17 protein-coding genes are annotated in these 14,807 nt (G+C 71.5%); 9 read left to right on the top strand and 8 right to left on the bottom strand.

Annotated elements, in window-relative coordinates:
- Positions 1-24: 24 nt before the first annotated feature.
- The 3 genes from AC1DPN_RS13400 to AC1DPN_RS13390 form a co-directional block, all read right to left on the bottom strand.
- Positions 25-1,170: an SPFH domain-containing protein gene (locus AC1DPN_RS13400; RefSeq protein WP_477085259.1), complete on the bottom strand. Its 1,146-nt coding sequence runs from the start codon at positions 1,168-1,170 to the stop codon at positions 25-27.
- 71 nt (positions 1,171-1,241) lie between these two features.
- On the bottom strand, positions 1,242-1,676 hold the full coding sequence (locus AC1DPN_RS13395) for an NfeD family protein (protein WP_477085258.1): 435 nt from the start codon (positions 1,674-1,676) through the stop codon (positions 1,242-1,244).
- A 73-nt stretch (positions 1,677-1,749) separates the two neighbouring features.
- Complete coding sequence (locus AC1DPN_RS13390; RefSeq protein WP_477085257.1) at positions 1,750-2,541, bottom strand: ABC transporter ATP-binding protein; 792 nt, start codon at positions 2,539-2,541, stop codon at positions 1,750-1,752.
- A gap of 110 nt (positions 2,542-2,651) precedes the next feature.
- Here AC1DPN_RS13390 and AC1DPN_RS13385 point away from each other — a divergent pair, with 110 nt between their 5' ends.
- Positions 2,652-3,440, top strand: a complete 789-nt coding sequence (locus AC1DPN_RS13385; RefSeq protein ID WP_477085256.1) for a hypothetical protein — start codon at positions 2,652-2,654, stop codon at positions 3,438-3,440.
- Between the two features lie 47 nt (positions 3,441-3,487).
- Here the strand turns inward: AC1DPN_RS13385 and glgA are convergent, their stop codons facing one another.
- Entirely contained in the window at positions 3,488-4,714 is a 1,227-nt protein-coding gene (glgA, locus tag AC1DPN_RS13380; protein WP_477085255.1) for a glycogen synthase, read from the bottom strand.
- A 113-nt stretch (positions 4,715-4,827) separates the two neighbouring features.
- Here glgA and glgC point away from each other — a divergent pair, with 113 nt between their 5' ends.
- Positions 4,828-6,072 carry a glucose-1-phosphate adenylyltransferase gene (glgC, locus tag AC1DPN_RS13375; RefSeq protein WP_477085254.1) on the top strand — a complete coding sequence of 415 codons (1,245 nt, stop codon included), beginning with the start codon at positions 4,828-4,830 and terminating at the stop codon, positions 6,070-6,072.
- 27 nt (positions 6,073-6,099) lie between these two features.
- Entirely contained in the window at positions 6,100-6,768 is a 669-nt protein-coding gene (gene serB / locus AC1DPN_RS13370) for a phosphoserine phosphatase SerB (RefSeq protein ID WP_477085253.1), read from the top strand.
- A 69-nt stretch (positions 6,769-6,837) separates the two neighbouring features.
- Here the strand turns inward: serB and AC1DPN_RS13365 are convergent, their stop codons facing one another.
- From AC1DPN_RS13365 to fabG, 3 genes are read right to left on the bottom strand one after another with little or no spacing between them, the layout of a single operon-like run.
- Positions 6,838-7,362 carry a SixA phosphatase family protein gene (locus AC1DPN_RS13365; protein ID WP_477085252.1) on the bottom strand — a complete coding sequence of 175 codons (525 nt, stop codon included), beginning with the start codon at positions 7,360-7,362 and terminating at the stop codon, positions 6,838-6,840.
- Between the two features lie 46 nt (positions 7,363-7,408).
- Positions 7,409-8,176: an enoyl-ACP reductase FabI gene (gene fabI / locus AC1DPN_RS13360; protein ID WP_477085251.1), complete on the bottom strand. Its 768-nt coding sequence runs from the start codon at positions 8,174-8,176 to the stop codon at positions 7,409-7,411.
- A 54-nt stretch (positions 8,177-8,230) separates the two neighbouring features.
- Positions 8,231-8,965, bottom strand: coding sequence for a 3-oxoacyl-ACP reductase FabG (gene fabG / locus AC1DPN_RS13355; RefSeq protein ID WP_477085250.1), 735 nt, complete (start codon positions 8,963-8,965; stop codon positions 8,231-8,233).
- Between the two features lie 168 nt (positions 8,966-9,133).
- Here fabG and AC1DPN_RS13350 point away from each other — a divergent pair, with 168 nt between their 5' ends.
- From AC1DPN_RS13350 to AC1DPN_RS13340, 3 genes are read left to right on the top strand one after another with little or no spacing between them, the layout of a single operon-like run.
- A complete protein-coding gene (locus AC1DPN_RS13350) occupies positions 9,134-9,505 on the top strand; it encodes a DUF3099 domain-containing protein (RefSeq protein WP_477085249.1) in 372 nt (123 codons plus the stop codon).
- Positions 9,502-9,744 (top strand): hypothetical protein, encoded by a 243-nt coding sequence (locus tag AC1DPN_RS13345; RefSeq protein WP_477085248.1) that lies wholly within the window; start codon positions 9,502-9,504, stop codon positions 9,742-9,744. Before AC1DPN_RS13350 ends, AC1DPN_RS13345 begins: the two co-directional genes overlap by 4 nt.
- Entirely contained in the window at positions 9,741-10,724 is a 984-nt protein-coding gene (locus tag AC1DPN_RS13340; RefSeq protein WP_477085247.1) for an SURF1 family cytochrome oxidase biogenesis protein, read from the top strand. Before AC1DPN_RS13345 ends, AC1DPN_RS13340 begins: the two co-directional genes overlap by 4 nt.
- 203 nt (positions 10,725-10,927) lie before the next feature.
- Here AC1DPN_RS13340 and AC1DPN_RS13335 read toward each other — a convergent pair whose 3' ends face one another.
- Positions 10,928-12,526 carry an ABC-F family ATP-binding cassette domain-containing protein gene (locus AC1DPN_RS13335; protein ID WP_477085246.1) on the bottom strand — a complete coding sequence of 533 codons (1,599 nt, stop codon included), beginning with the start codon at positions 12,524-12,526 and terminating at the stop codon, positions 10,928-10,930.
- 160 nt (positions 12,527-12,686) lie between these two features.
- On the opposite strand from AC1DPN_RS13335, the gene AC1DPN_RS13330 reads away from it, so the two are divergent.
- The 3 genes from AC1DPN_RS13330 to AC1DPN_RS13320 are packed head-to-tail and all read left to right on the top strand — an operon-like array spanning position 12,687 to position 14,700.
- Positions 12,687-13,349 (top strand): biotin transporter BioY, encoded by a 663-nt coding sequence (locus tag AC1DPN_RS13330; protein ID WP_477085245.1) that lies wholly within the window; start codon positions 12,687-12,689, stop codon positions 13,347-13,349.
- Between the two features lie 2 nt (positions 13,350-13,351).
- Positions 13,352-14,068: an energy-coupling factor ABC transporter ATP-binding protein gene (locus AC1DPN_RS13325; protein WP_477085244.1), complete on the top strand. Its 717-nt coding sequence runs from the start codon at positions 13,352-13,354 to the stop codon at positions 14,066-14,068.
- Positions 14,065-14,700, top strand: a complete 636-nt coding sequence (locus AC1DPN_RS13320; RefSeq protein ID WP_477085243.1) for an energy-coupling factor transporter transmembrane component T family protein — start codon at positions 14,065-14,067, stop codon at positions 14,698-14,700. The genes AC1DPN_RS13325 and AC1DPN_RS13320 overlap by 4 nt, the downstream gene beginning before the upstream one ends.
- Positions 14,701-14,807 lie beyond the last annotated feature (107 nt).

The following is a 14,807-nucleotide window of genomic DNA, read 5'->3' as shown; positions in this document are numbered from 1 at the left end:
GAGCGAACACGTGGTGGTCGGGTCTCAGACCTCCGTGGCCGGCGGCGGCTCCGGCGCACGAGGCGGGACGGCTCCCGCACCGGGACGCTGGCCGACCTCGACGGCCGGGTCGAACGGCACCCCGCTGAGCGTCCCCGAGCTGGTCGCGTCCGCGGTCGCAGCGGCCGACTCGCGCCTCGCCTCGGCCAGCGCCACGGCGGGGTCGGTCAGCGTGGTCGGCGGCAGGTCGTCGCGGAGCGGGGACGTCCCGGCCGGACGCGACTCCTCGTCCTGAGGCGTGAACGGCCCGGCGAAGCCCTTCGCGAACGTGCCGAGCGCGCTGGTCAGCTCCGAGGGCAGGAACCACATCTTGTTCGACGGGTACGCCGCGATCTTCGGCAGCGTCTGCAGGTACTGGTAGGCCAGCAGCTTCGGGTCCGCATCCCCGCGGTGGACGGCGTCGAACACCTGCAGGATCGCGCGGGCCTCGCCCTCGGCGTTCAGGATCGCCGCCTGCGCGTTGCCCTCGGCCCGCAGGATCGCCGCCTGCTTCTCGCCCTCCGCGGTGAGGATCTGCGACTGCTTGATGCCCTCCGCGGTGAGGATCGTGGCGCGCCGGTCACGCTCGGCACGCATCTGCTGCTCCATCGACCCCTTGATCGAGTCCGGCGGGTCGATCGACTTGAGCTCGACCCGGTTGACGCGCACTCCCCACTTGCCGGTCGCCTCGTCGAGCACGCCGCGCAGCTGGCCGTTGATCTGGTCGCGGCTGGTCAGCGTCTGCTCGAGGTCCATCGACCCGACGACGTTGCGGAGCGTCGTGACGGTGAGCTGCTCGATGCCCTGGATGTAGTTGGCGATCTCGTAGACCGCGGACTTGGGCTCGGTCACCTGGAAGTAGATGACCGTGTCGATGCTCACCACGAGGTTGTCCGACGTGATCACGGGCTGCGGCGGGAACGACACCACCTGCTCGCGCAGGTCCACGCCGGCGCGCACCCGGTCGATGAACGGGATGAGCAGGTGCAGACCCGCATCCAGCGTTCTCGAGTACCGGCCGAGCCGCTCGACGACCACCGCGGTGGCCTGCGGCACGATCCGCACCGCACGCACGAGGGCGACGATGACGAACAGCAGGACAAGCGCACCGACGATGTAGGCGGCGATCGTTCCGGAACCCAGCTCGTCCATCAATCCTCCAGAGATCACGCTCGGACACGCTGCCCGCGCGTCGTACAAGGCTCCAGGCGGTCAGCCCGACGTCAGGGGCCGACGACCGGCGCGACGACAGCGGTCGCACCCTCGATGCGCGCCACGCGCACCTCCGTGCCCGGCGGTATCGCCTGCGCCGCGTCCACGCGAGCGCTCCAGACCTCGCCGTTGAGCTTCACACGACCGCCCTCGACCGTCACGGTCGCCACGACGACGGCCTCCTGACCGACGAGCGCCGCGGAGTTGGTCTCGATCAACGGCGTCCGCTCGCGCAGGCGCTTGAGCAGGAACGGCCGCAGGGTGGCGAGCAGGAGGACCGAGGTGAACGCGAAGGCGAGGATCTGCACTCCGACGGACGCACCGAGCAGGTACGCGACGGCGCCCGCGAGGCAACCGCCGGCGAACATCACCAGGACGAGGTCGAGCGAGAGCATCTCGAGGATGCCGAACATCAACGCTCCGCCGACCCACCACAGCCAACCCATCGGGCTCACTCTCCTGCGTAGGGCCGCGTCCGACGTCGGACCAGTTGCTTTCGATAGTAGGACGCCCGCGACCTCACCGTGGGCCGGTTGCGCGAGCAGTCCAGCGACCCTCGACCTTGTCCACGACGAGGTCGAGGTCGAAAGCACCCGACAGCGTCTCCGCCGTGAGCACCTCGTCGACGGGACCGGCCGCGAAGACCTTGCCCTGCCGCAGCAGCAGCACGTGCGTGAAGCCCGGCGGGATCTCCTCGACGTGGTGCGTGACGAGCACGAGCACGGGCGACTTGTGGTCACCGGCCAGCTCGGAGAGCGCACCGACCAGCTCTTCGCGACCCCCGAGGTCCAGCCCTGCGGCCGGCTCGTCGAGGAGCAGCAGCTCCGGGTCGGTCATGAGCGAGCGCGCGATCTGGACCCGCTTGCGCTCACCCTCGCTGAGGGTGCCGAAGTACCGGTCGGTCAGGTGCGCGACGCCGAACGCCGCCAGCAGGTCAGTCGCGCGCGCCTCGTCGAGCGACTCGTAGTCCTCGCGCCACCGACCCGTCACGCCGTAGGCGGCGGTCAGCACGACGTCGCGGACCTTCTCACCCGCCGGGATCCTGTCGGCGAGCGCGGCGCTGGACAGCCCGATCCTGGGGCGCAGCTCGAACACGTCGACGCGGCCGAGACGGGAGCCGAGCAGGTCTGCCGTACCCGTGGTCGGGTGCATCCGGCCGGACGCGACCTGCACCAGCGTCGTCTTGCCGGCGCCGTTGCGTCCGAGGATCACCCAGCGCTCACCGTCGCGGACCGTCCAGGACACGTCGTCCAGGATCGTCGTGGTCCCGCGGCGGATGGTCACGGCCTGCAGGTCGAGCACGTCGGTCATGGGCACGACCCTAACCGGCGGGAACGCCGCAGGGGCGCGCGACGGGCCACACGGGACGCCGGACCCGCGAGAGGTCCGTCACCTGCAGCGGGACGTCCTACCTTTGTCGGATGGACATCGCCCTGGAGCTCCCCCGCTCCGTGCTGCTGGCCCTGTGGCTCGGCAGTGACGGCGCCGTCCGCGGACCGCTGCTCCAGGCGGTCCAGTCGGACGACGAACCCCACACGGTCCGGTTCGAGCCGGCCGCCGACGACCCCGTCCGCGACGACGTCACGACACAGCCTCTGACCTCGCTCCTGGACGCGCTCGAGCCCGGTCCGCGCGAGACCGCCACCCTCCTGCCGGCACCCGGTGACCTGGGCGCGACGCCCGCCGCGGTGAGCGCGGCCGCGACGGACGCGGGCGAGGCAGTCCTCGTGCGCACGGGGCACACGTGCGTCGTCGCCGTGCCGGTCGTGGAGCGATTCGGGTCCGACCTCGAGCCCGGGCACCTCGTGACATGGGAGGTCTCCGAGGTGTCGGACTGGCGGCACGGGGTGCACGCGCACACCGGCTCGCTCGCCGAGGCCGAGCGCGACCTGCGCCAGGGACTGCTGCAGGCGACAGAGGCGCTGCAGCGGCTCGACGTGGCGCGCTGGCGGCCGGACGCCGCGGAGGCGATCGTCGCTCTGCGGGACATCGGGCTGCCCGCCTGGCGTCTGCCTGACGGCCTGGACGGCCGGGCCGTCCGCGTGCTGACGAGTGCGGCCCGGCTGCGCGCGATCGTCATGCTCGCCGCGCAGGACGACGGCGCCGCCGTGAACCTGTGGCAGGCCGACCAACGCTCGACCGCGCTGCGCGACGTCGACCGGATGGCGCGCCGCGCGATGAGCGCGGCGGCGACGACCCTCAAGGGCTGATCAGCCGACGACGAGAGCGCGTGCGCACGCAGCCGGCCGCTGAGAGCTCACACGAGGGCAGCGCGGTACACCGTCAACGTGCGTTCGGCGACGGCCTCCCACGAGAAGTGGTCCTCGACCCGACGGCGCGACGCGAGCCCCCACTGTGCGGTCCGCGTGGCGTCGCTGACGGCGTCGGTGAGCGCCGCCCCGAGGTCAGCGACGAACGCCGCCGGATCCACAGGCGTCCCGGTGCCGTCCTGCAGCTGGTCGATGGGGACGAGCAGGCCGGTGACGCGGTCGACGATGACCTCCGGGATCCCGCCGGTGGCGGTCCCGACGACGGGCAGCCCGACGGCCATGGCCTCGAGGTTCACGATGCCCAACGGCTCGTAGACCGACGGGCACGCGAACACCGTGCCGTGCGAGAGGACGGCGATCAGATCCTCGCGCGGGAGCATCTGCTCGATCCAGACGATCCCCGTGCGTCGCGTGCGCAGCTCGTCGACGAGCCCCGTCACCTCGGCGAGGATCTCCGGGGTGTCCGGCGCACCGGCGCAGAGCACGACCTGCACGTCCGGTGCCAGCAGCTCGACCGCACGCAGGAAGTAGGGCAGCCCCTTCTGGCGGGTGATCCGGCCGACGAACACGACCGACGGACGCGTCGGGTCGATGCCGAGCGAGCGGACCGTGGCGTCGGCGCGGGCGAGCGCCTCGTCGCCCGTCGGGCGCTGCCACTGCTCGAGGTCGATGCCGTTGTGGACCACCTTGACCAGATCGGGGTCGACGGCCGGGTACGCGCGAAGGATGTCCTCGCGCATGCCGCCGCTCACGGCGATCACGGTCGCCGCGCCCTCGTAGGCGGTCTTCTCCGCCCAGCTGGACAGCGCGTAGCCCCCGCCGAGCTGCTCGGCCTTCCACGGGCGCAGCGGCTCGAGGCTGTGCGCGGTGACCACGTGCGGGATCTGGTGCAGCAGGCCCGCGAGGTGCCCGCCGAGGTTCGCGTACCAGGTGTGCGAGTGCACGAGGTCGGAGGCGACCCCGTCGGCACCGACGTGACCGACCGCGTCGGCCATCTCCAGGTCGACGCCGAACGTCTGCAGGGCCGCGTTCGCACCCGAGAGCTCGCTCGGCACCGAGTACCCCGAGACGCCCGGTTCGTCGCGCGGACCGTCGAAGCAGTGCACCCGCACGTCGATCGTGCGCGCCAGGACGCGCGTCAGTCCGGCGACGTGGACACCGGCGCCACCGTAGACGTGCGGCGGATACTCCCGGGTCAACAGATCGACACGCACGCGACACCATCCCCTCGCCCACCGGCACGGACGACCGGCTCTTCTCGCGACACGCTAGCGCGTGAGCCGCGGCTGGCCTCGCTGACACCGCGGCGGGGGCCTAGGGTCATGGCATGGCAGCGCCACGGGTTCTCGCTATCGTCCTCGCAGGTGGGGAAGGCAAACGCCTCATGCCCCTGACTGCACACCGAGCCAAGCCGGCGGTGCCCTTCGGGGGCCTGTACCGGTTGATCGACTTCGCACTGTCGAACGTCATCAACTCGCGGTACCTGCACGTCATCGTGCTCACCCAGTACAAGTCCCACAGCCTGGACCGGCACGTCGCGCAGACCTGGCGGATGAGCTCACTGCTCGGCAACTACGTCGCCGCCGTCCCGGCGCAGCAGCGCGTCGGCAAGCACTGGTACCTGGGCAGCGCCGACGCCATCTACCAGTGCCTCAACATCATCGACGACGAGCGTCCGGACATCGTGGTCGTCGTCGGTGCGGACCACGTGTACCGCATGGACTTCTCCCAGATGGTCGACTCCCACATCGCCTCCGGGGCCGAGTTCACGGTTGCCGCCATCCGTCAGTCGATCGACGAGTCCGACCAGTTCGGCGTCATCGAGGTCGACCCGAACGACCCCACCCGCATCGCCCGCTTCCGCGAGAAGCCGACCGACCCGGTGGGGCTGGCCGACTCCCCCGGCGAGATCCTCGCGTCCATGGGCAACTACGTGGCCAACGCCGACGCGCTCGTCGCCGCCGTGACCGCGGACGCCGAGGACGTGAACTCGCGTCACGACATGGGTGGCGACATCGCCCCCTGGTTCGTCGAGCGCGGCACCGCGGGCGTCTACGACTTCATCCGCAACGACGTGCCGGGCTCGACCCCCCGCGACCGCAACTACTGGCGGGACGTCGGGACGATCGACGCGTTCTACGAGGCGAACATCGACCTCATCTCGATCGAGCCGGTGTTCAACCTCTACAACAACGCGTGGCCGCTCTACAACGGGTACACGTCGCTGGCACCGGCCAAGTTCGTGCACGCGGGCGCCGGGCGCCTCGGGCACGCGGCCGACTCGATCGTCTCCCCCGGCGTGCTGATCTCCGGGGCCACGGTCAGCGGCTCGATCCTGTCGCCGGGCATCCGTGCGCACTCGTGGGCGCAGATCACGGACTCGGTGCTCTTCGACGACGTCGAGGTGGGTCGGTACGCGCAGATCCACCGGGCGATCATCGACAAGAACGTGGTGATCCCCGAGCGCGTGCGGATCGGGCTCGACCACGAGCACGACCGGGCACGCGGGTTCACGGTCACGGAGTCGGGGATCACGGTCGTCCCGAAGGGCGCGGTCATCGAGGCGGACTGAGTCGCCGACCGGCTACCCTCACGTCCCGTGACCTCCCCCGGCCCCGCTCTAGATCTCTCTCCCGGACGTCGTCTCCTCGTCATGGACGTCGACTCCACGCTCATCACGGGCGAGGTCGTCGAGATGCTCGCGGCCCGTGCCGGGTCCGAGGAGCTGGTCACCGAGATCACCGAGCGCGCGATGCGTGGCGAGCTGGACTTCGCGGCCTCGCTGCACGAGCGCGTCGCGACGCTCGCCGGGCTTCCCGTCTCCGTGTTCACCGACGTCCTCGACGAGCTCGAGCTGTCGCCGGGCGCGACCGAGCTCATCGCGGAGATGGCGGCGCGTGGGTGGCCCGTCGGCCTGGTCTCCGGCGGTTTCATCGAGATCGTGGAGCCGCTCGCCGCCAGGCTGGGCATCACGCTGACGCACGCCAACCGGCTCGAGGTGCTCGACGGGCGCCTCACCGGCCGGGTGTCGGGCGACGTCGTGGACCGGGCCGCCAAGGCTGTGACGCTGCGCGACTACGCCGCACGCGTGGACCTGCCCCTCACCCGGACGGTCGCGATCGGGGACGGCGCCAACGACATCGACATGGTGACCACGGCCGGCTTCGGGATCGCGTACAACGCCAAGCCGTTGCTCTGCGCCGCTGCCGACGCGGTCGTCGAGGACCGTCTCGACGCGGTCCTCACGCTCCCTGTCTTCACGGCCTGACATCGAAGGAGCCCGGCCCATCGGGGCCGGGCTTCTTCGTCGTCGCGCCCGCGGCCGCGCCGCGGTAGATCACTCGGCGAGCGTCAACCGCCGGAGCGTCGCACCGCCGGGCGCGAGCTCGGTCCAGACGGTGAGCACCGTGAGCAGGGAGCGGCTCGCGGTCGGTACGCCGACGCGCACGCGCGCCAGGGTCGTCTCGTCGGAGTCCGGGCCCGCGAGGCCAGCGGCGAGCTGGGACATCGTGGGTTCGTGCCCGACGACGAGCAACGTGCGGACGTCGTCGGACACCCCCTGCACGATCTCCAGGAGCTCGCGCGCGCCCGCGTAGTAGATCCCCTCGACGAACCGCACCTCCGGCGTGGCCCCGAGGGTCGTACGAGCGAGCTCCCAGGTCTGCCGGGTACGCACGCTCGAGGAGCTCAGCACGAGGTCGGGGACGAGGCCGTCCTCGGCCAGCGTGGCGCCGACACGGCCCGCCTGGCGACGCCCGACGAGCGACAGCGGACGCTGGATGTCCTCGATGCGTTCCGGGTGCTCCGCCTTGGCATGGCGCAGCAGGATCAGCTGACGAGCGGTGCCGGAATCGGGCGTCACCGGCTCAGCGTCCCATCATCGAGCGGTCGAGCGCACCGCCGCGACGTCACAGACCCATCGCGTGGACGCCGCCGTCGACGTGCACGATCTCGCCGGTCGTCGCGGGGAACCAGTCGGACAGCAGCGCTGCGACGGCGCGCGCGGTGGGCTCGGGGTCGCTGACGTCCCAGCCGAGGGGGGCACGGTCGGACCAGCCCTCCTCCATGGTGTTGAACCCCGGGATCGACTTGGCGGCCGTGGTGCGGATGGGTCCGGCCGACACGAGGTTGACGCGGATCCCCTCCTTGCCGAGGTCGCGGGCGAGGTAGCGCGCGGTCGACTCGAAGGCGGCCTTGGCCACGCCCATCCAGTCGTACACCGGCCACGCGTAGCGCGCGTCGAACGTGAGGCCCACGACGGCCGACCCTCGGGTGAGCAGCGGCTGGGCCGCGACCGCGAGCGACTTGAGCGAGTAGGCGCTCACCTGCAGGGCCGTCGCCACGTCGTCCCACTCGCCCGCCAGGAAGTTTCCGCCCATGACGGACTGCGGTGCGAAGCCGATCGAGTGGACGACGCCGTCGAGGTGGTCGGCGTGCTCGCGCACCCGTCCCTCGAGAGCGGCGAGGTCCTCCGCGTCGGTGACGTCGAGCTGCAGCACCTGCGCAGGCTTGGGGAGGCGGCGCGAGATGGCCTGCGTGAGCCGGAACTGACGCCCGAACGACGTCAGGATCACCTCCGCGCCCTCTTCCTGCGCGAGCCGCGCGACGTGGAAGGCGATCGATCCGTCGGTGAGGACGCCCGTGACCAGGAGTGTCTTGCCGTCGAGGAGACCCATGTGCGTTCCGTTCTCTAGTTCAGGCTCTAGTTCGGTCGAGCTGTGGTTCGTGGATCAGTGACCCATGCCGAGGCCGCCGTCGACCGGGATGACCGCGCCGGAGATGTAGGCGGCGGCATCCGAGGCGAGGAACTCCACGACGCCGGCGACCTCGTCGGGCTCGGCGAAGCGCCCCAGAGGGATCGAGTCGCGGTACGCCTTCTGACGGTCCTCGGGCAGCGCCCGCGTCATGTCGGTGTCGATGAACCCGGGCGCGACGACGTTGGCCGTGATCGCACGGCCGCCCAGCTCGCGCGTGATCGAGCGGGCCATGCCGACCAGCGCCGACTTCGAGGCCGCGTAGTTGACCTGCCCGGCGGACCCGTACAGGCCGACCACCGAGGAGATGAAGATGATGCGCCCGCGGCGCAGCCGGATCATGCCCTTGCTCGCCCGGCGCGCACAGCGGAAGGAGCCCGTGAGGTTGACGTCGATGACCGCGTCGAACTCCTCGTCGGTCATCCGCATGAGCAGCTGGTCGCGCGTCACGCCGGCATTGGCGACGAGCACCTCGACCGGCCCGTGCGCGGCCTCGATCTGCGCGAACGCGGCGTCGACGCTCGCGGTGTCGCGGACGTCGCCGACCACGCCGAGGACGCCGTCGGGGAGGTCACCGGAGCGGTAGATCGTGGCGACCTTGTCACCGTTCGCCACGAACCGCTCGGCGATGGAGCGGCCGATCCCGCGGTTGGCTCCGGTCACGAGGACGCTGCGCGGAGTGGGGGTCACGTTGTCGGAAGTCTCAGGCACGGGACACGACGCTATCCGACGTCCGCCCCACGTCACGGCACCGGCCGCCCACATGTTCCTCGGGAAGCGTTGTGGGACCTGCACAAGCGGCGCGTGAACCTGAGAAAGGCTCAGGAGTACCCGAAGCCCGGGCGGGGCACCTCACCAGGACCGGACTACCATCAGGAGGTGAGCAGCAACCCCCGACGCCAGGACGCCTCCGAGGGCGAGGTGCACAGGATCACCACCGCCCCGGAGTCGCTCGCGCAAGACCTGGCTCGTCGTCAGAACCGCTACGTGATCCAGATGTCCGTGCGTGTCGTCTGCTTCCTGCTCGCGGTGTTCACGTGGGGTCACATCCCGAGCTGGGCGTCGCTCATCCTTCTCGTCGCGACCGTCGTGCTGCCGTACTCCGCCGTCCTGTTCGCCAACGCCGGCCGCGAGCGCAACACCGACGGCGCGGACTACCTGACCCAGCGGGAGATCACCGGCGGGACGGGCGAGCCCGGCGGGCTGGGCCCGGCACCGACGTCGGGCCGAGGTCCGGAGTCGGACGCGTGAGCCTGCTCGGACCGACGCCGGACGCCGTCGACGACCTGGTCTGCAGCGCGCGAGGGTGCCGGGCGACGGCGACGTGGGGTCTGCTCTGGAACAACCCGAAGCTGCACACGCCGGAACGCCGCAAGGTGTGGCTCGCGTGCGACGACCATCGCGAGCACCTGTCGCAGTACCTGGGCGTCCGCGACTTCCTGCGTGACGTCGTGCCCGCGTCGACGCTCGAGCAGGCCGACGCGCCATGAGCCCCGCGGCCCGTCGCGCGACCGGGCTCGTCCTCGTCGCGATCGTCGTCGCCACCGCGTGCACCTTCCTGGGCCGCTGGCAGTGGAACCGGCACGTCTGGCGTGACCACGCGATCGCGGTGGTCAAGGCGAACGCGCAGGCCGATCCCGTGCCGCTCGACGAGGTTCTGCCGACCACGGACTCCCCGCTCGCGGACGAGGACGTGTGGCGGCGCGTCGAGGCGATCGGGCACTACGCGCCCGACTCCGGCGCGTTGCTGCGGAACCGGCCGGTCAACGGGACGGCGGCGTACCACGTGCTCGTCCCGTTCGTCGTCGAGGACGCGTCGGCGGGGACCGCGCCCGAGCCGACCCTGGCGGGCACCGTGCTCGTGGTCGACCGGGGCTGGGTACCGACCGGCGAGACGTCGGACGCCGCGGTCGACCCGGCCGCGCCCCCGACCGGCACGGTGCGCCTGACCGCGATCCTGCGCCAGGACGAGCCCGCCTCGAACCGTTCGGCGCCGCCCGGGCAGGTGCAGGCGATCTCCGTCGGGCAGGTGCTGGACGCGGCCGGGACTCCCGACGAGACGACGTTCGACGCGTACGGCGCGCTCGCGTCGGAGTCGCCGCCCGCGAGCGCGCTGCTCGGACCGCTGCCGGCACCGAGCACGGATCCAGGTTCGCATCTCTCCTACGCGTTCCAGTGGTGGGCGTTCGCGCTCGGCGGGCTCATCGCGTTCCTCTACATGGCTCGGCGTGAGCTGCTCGAGGAGCAGTACGAGAACGCTCCGCCGCAGGAGCTGCCGCCGCAGCCGCAGGGCGACGGCCCGGCGCTGTGGCCCACGCGCGACGACCCGCGTCCTGCCCGCCGACGTCCCGTGCCCAAGCGTCGCGCCGGCGACCCGAACGTGCCGCACCGTCGCGGTGGCCGCGACGAGGACGCCGAGGACGCTCTGATCGACGCCCAGCTCGACGAGGCCGAGCGCTCGACCCGCTGACGCTGTGCGCTGACCAACGTCACGGTCGACCGGGCAAACGCGCAAAGGCCGGACGGATCCGTGCGGTGACGTTGACCAACCTGGTGATGACGAACAACTCGCACGACATCGTCAACACCTGCCCGGCGTTCACGATCACGAGGAACTGAGAGCAGGAACGGCCGGTGCCCTCCGCAGGGCACCGGCCGTTCGTCTGCCCGGCCTCAGGCCAGCGCGATCAGGTCCAGGTAGCCCGGGTTCCACAGGTCCTCGTCGCCGTCCGGGAGCAGCAGGACGCGCTCGGGGTCGAGGGCCGCGACGGCGCCCTCGTCGTGCGAGACCAGGACCACCGCGCCGGAGTACCCGCGCAGCGCCGCGAGGATCTCCTCGCGGGACGCGGGGTCCAGGTTGTTCGTGGGCTCGTCGAGGAGCAGGACGTTGGCCGACGAGACGACGAGGGCCGCGAGCGCGAGCCGGGTCTTCTCCCCGCCGGACAGGACCTTGGCGGGCTTGTCGGCGTCGTCGCCCGAGAACAGGAACGAGCCGAGGACGGACCGCACCTGGGTCTCGGTCAGGTCCGGGGCGGAGGACTTGAGGTTCTCGACGACCGTCCGGTCGAGGTCGAGCGTCTCGTGCTCCTGCGCGTAGTAGCCCAGCTTGAGGCCGTGACCCGGACGGACCTCGCCTGTGTCCGACTTCTCGACGCCGCCGAGGATGCGCAGCAGGGTCGTCTTGCCCGCACCGTTGAGCCCGAGGACGACGACCTTGCTCCCCCGGTCGATCGCCAGGTCGACGCCGGTGAAGACCTCCTGCGACCCGTACGTCTTGGACAGGTCCGCGGCCGTCAGCGGAGTCTTGCCGCAGGCTGCGGGCTCCGGGAACCGCAGGCGCGCGACCTTGTCGGACGCGCGGACGTCCTCCAGCCCGGACAGCAGACGCTCGGCCCGGCGCGCCATGTTCTGCGCGGCGACGGTCTTGGTCGCCTTGGCGCGCATCTTGTCGGCCTGCGCCATGAGCGTCGAGGCCTTCTTCTCGGCGTTGGCCCGCTCGCGGCGGCGGCGCTTCTCGTCCGTCTCGCGCTGCTGCAGGTACGCGTCCCAGCCGAGGGCGTACTGGTCGAGCTGTGAGCGGTTGGCGTCGAGGTGGAACACCTTGTTCACGACGGCACGCAGGAGGTCGGCGTCGTGCGAGATGACGATCAGCCCGCCGCTGTAGGACTTCAGGTAGTCGCGCAGCCAGATGATCGAGTCGGCGTCGAGGTGGTTGGTCGGCTCGTCGAGCAGCAGCGTCTCGACGCCGGAGAACAGGATCCGTGCGAGCTCCACCCGGCGGCGCTGACCACCGGAGAGCGTCCCGATCGTCTGGCCGAGCACGCGCTCGTCGAGGCCGAGGTTCGACGCGATCCGGTGCGCCTCGCTCTCGGCGGCGTAACCGCCGGCGGCGTTGAAGCGGGCGTCCAGGCGGGAGTACTTGTCCATCGCCTTCTCGCGGACGGCGTCGTCCTCGCTCGCCATCGCGGTCTCGGTCGCGCGCAAGGCCCGGACGATCTCGTCGAGGCCGCGGGCACTGAGGACGCGGTCCATGGCGAGCTGTTCTAGGTCGCCGGTGCGCGGGTCCTGCGGCAGGTAGCCGACGTCGCCCGACCGGACGATCTGGCCGCCGGTCGGCTGCGTCTCGCCCGCGAGGGTCTTGGTGAGGGTCGTCTTGCCGGCGCCGTTGCGACCGACCAGCCCGATCCGGTCGCCTCCCGCGATGCGGAACGACGACTCCTCGAGCAGCACACGTGCGCCGATGCGCAGCTCGACAGCCTGGGCGGTGATCACTTGACGGTTTCCTCCGATATCGCCGTGCGCCTCTTGGTCGCCGGCACAAACGCCTAAGAGTCTACGTGCGGCTAGCGTTGCAGCCGGTCGCTGAGTCGTAGGACACAGCCGTCCCCAGCGGGATCTCCCGCTCACCGTCAACGACGCTCGAGGGGTCACCATGTCCAGCGCACCTGACAACGCCGTACCCGCCATCACCGACGTGCCCGTCCTCGCCGCACCGGTCGCCCGGTCGTCGGCGGCCACCGACATCGCGCTCATCGCGAGCTTCGCAGCCTTCATCGCGGTCTGCGCGATCCTGCCCGGCATCCCGACGCCGTCCGGCGTCCCCATCACGCTGCAGACGTTCGGGGTGATCCTGTCCGGCCTCGTGCTCGGCTGGCGCCGCGGCGGGCTGGCCACCCTCCTCTACCTCGCGCTCGGGCTGATCGGCCTGCCGATCTTCGCGGAGGGCACCGGCGGCGTCGCCGTCCTGAGCAAGCCGTCGGTCGGCTACCTGCTCGCGTTCCCCGTCGCCGCAGTCCTCGCCGGCCTGTTCGCCGGTATCGGCCTGCGGCTGGTCGATCGTCGCGTGTCCTCGGAGTTCGCCGTGGGGGCCCTGCGGTACGTCGCCCTGGTCGTGGCAGGTCTCGCCGCGAGCTTCCTGAGCATCCACCCCGCGGGAATCCTCGGCCTCATGGCACGACTGGGCATCGACTTCCACGAGGCCCTCGCGATCGACGTCGTCTACTGGCCCGGCGACGTCATCAAGAATCTCGCCGCCGCGGCCGTCGCCATGGCGATCTTCCGCGCGTTCCCCGACATGCTGCGCAACCGCCGCTAGACGTGATCACGCTCGACGAGGTCCAGGTCACCGCGTACAGCCCCGATCCGGCAGGCGGTGCGGACCGCATCGTGCGCCTGCTCGGGCCGGTGACCCTGGAGCTCGCCGAGCGCCGTATCGCGATCGTCGGCGCCAACGGATCCGGCAAGTCCACGCTCGCGCGCCTGCTCAACGGCCTCGTCCTGCCCTCGTCGGGCACCGTCCACGTGGACGGTCTCGACACGGCGAAGGACGGGGCCGCGGTGCGCCGTCGGGTGGGGTTCATGTTCACCGACCCCGATGCGCAGCTCGTCATGCCGACACCCGTCGAGGACGTCGCGCTGTCGCTCCGCCGGCTCCCCCTGGACGCGGCCGGAAGGGACCGCGCAGCGCGTGCCGCCCTGGACCGCTTCGGGCTCGGAGACCGCGCCGAGGTCCCTGTGCACTCGCTGTCCGGGGGCCAACGCCAGCTTCTTGCTCTCGCGTCCGTGCTGGCCACCGAGCCGCAGGTCCTCGTCTGCGACGAGCCGACCACGCTTCTCGACCTGCGATGGCGCGGCGTCGTCGACACCCTGCTCGCGGGCCTCGACCAGCAGGTCGTCGTCGTCACGCACGACCTCGACGCCGCACTGCAGGCCGATCGCGTCCTCGTCGTCGAGCAGGGCGACGTGGTGTTCGACGGGGACCCGGCTCCCGCGGTCGGCTTCTACCGCGAGCTCATGACAGCCGGTCGGCCGTGAGCCAGGGACCGCTGCGTCCGCCGTGGACCGGGCCCCTCGGCCTCTACCACCCGGGTTCGAGCCTCCTGCACCGCGCACCAGCCGGCCTGAAGCTCGCCCTGCTCGCCGTCTTCGCGCTGGTCGTGGTCCTGGCAGACGGACCTGCCTCGGCCCTCGTCGCGCTCGGCGTCGCGCTGCTCCTGCAGCTCGTCTCCCGCGTGCCCTGGCACCGGACGACCCGCGGCCTCGTCCCGACGCTCGTGATCGCCGCGATGATCGGTGGCTACCAGTGGTGGGCGCGCGACTGGCAGACGGCGGTCGAGGTCGCGGTCGACCTGGTCGCGCTCGTGCTCGTCAGCACGCTCGTCACCGCAACGACGCGTGCCGACGCCCTGCTCGACGTGCTCGCCCGCATGGGTCGGCCGCTGCGTCACGTCGGACTCTCCCCCGAGCTGTTCGGGCTCACCGTCGGTCTGTTCCTGCGCACCATCCCGGTGCTAGTGCGGACGACGACCGAGACCCGCGACGCCGCGCGTGCACGCGGTCTGGAGCGCAACCCGAGGGCCGTGCTCGTCCCCGCCGCCGTGCGGATGGTCGCCCACGCGCGCGCCACCGGCGACGCCCTCGCCGCCCGCGGTCTGGGCGAGGACTGACCAGGCTCGGTGGCGACACGTCCTCGACGTGCACGCGGCATCCCCTGGCCGCAGGGGTCGGTCGATGCGACAGGTCGTCCCTGAGCGGCTGAGCGCGAGCGCAGCTA

Source organism: Cellulomonas sp. P4_H4 (genome assembly GCF_056400865.1).
The sequence above is the reverse complement of the archived record's forward strand: the minus strand, read 5'-3'. Positions and strand labels throughout refer to the sequence as shown.

What these genes read in the sequence shown, in the direction of transcription:
- AC1DPN_RS13400 (WP_477085259.1), bottom strand. Translation starts at nt 1,170, where the DNA reads ATGGACGAGCTGGGTTCCGGAACGATCGCCGCCTACATCGTCGGTGCG.
- AC1DPN_RS13395 (WP_477085258.1), bottom strand. Translation starts at nt 1,676, where the DNA reads ATGGGTTGGCTGTGGTGGGTCGGCGGAGCGTTGATGTTCGGCATCCTC.
- AC1DPN_RS13390 (WP_477085257.1), bottom strand. Translation starts at nt 2,541, where the DNA reads ATGACCGACGTGCTCGACCTGCAGGCCGTGACCATCCGCCGCGGGACC.
- AC1DPN_RS13385 (WP_477085256.1), top strand. Translation starts at nt 2,652, where the DNA reads ATGGACATCGCCCTGGAGCTCCCCCGCTCCGTGCTGCTGGCCCTGTGG.
- glgC (WP_477085254.1), top strand. Translation starts at nt 4,828, where the DNA reads ATGGCAGCGCCACGGGTTCTCGCTATCGTCCTCGCAGGTGGGGAAGGC.
- fabI (WP_477085251.1), bottom strand. Translation starts at nt 8,176, where the DNA reads ATGGGTCTCCTCGACGGCAAGACACTCCTGGTCACGGGCGTCCTCACC.
- AC1DPN_RS13340 (WP_477085247.1), top strand. Translation starts at nt 9,741, where the DNA reads ATGAGCCCCGCGGCCCGTCGCGCGACCGGGCTCGTCCTCGTCGCGATC.
- AC1DPN_RS13330 (WP_477085245.1), top strand. Translation starts at nt 12,687, where the DNA reads ATGTCCAGCGCACCTGACAACGCCGTACCCGCCATCACCGACGTGCCC.